The sequence below is a fragment of the Rhizobium sp. SVR5-2C genome (assembly GCF_056755115.1).
In genome coordinates, this window is the sequence record NZ_JBNDHT010000667.1 from 1 (window position 1) to 230 (window position 230).

Here is a 230-nt window from a genome sequence, read left to right on the forward strand (position 1 = left end):
CCTCCGGGATCATCAACCCGAAGATGCCCATCTGCTTCATGCCCTCGACGATCTCGATCGGGTACTCGTCGCGGTGCTCCAGCTCGGTGGCCACCGGCAGGATCTGCTCCTCGACGAACTCACGCACGAGCTTGACCAGCTCGATCTGCTCCTCGGACAGGCCATCGGTCTGCTGCAGTCGGGACATGCTCGAATCGCCACCTTGCGTCTGGGCTGGACTGTGCCGGGAC

At 63.5% G+C, this 230-nt stretch carries 1 protein-coding gene; it reads right to left on the reverse strand.

What is annotated here, in order from left to right:
• On the reverse strand, positions 1–187 hold a 187-nt coding region (locus ACPYOI_RS37305), incomplete at its 3' end, for an acyl-CoA dehydrogenase family protein (RefSeq protein ID WP_481424335.1).
• Between the last annotated feature and the right edge of the window lie 43 nt (positions 188–230).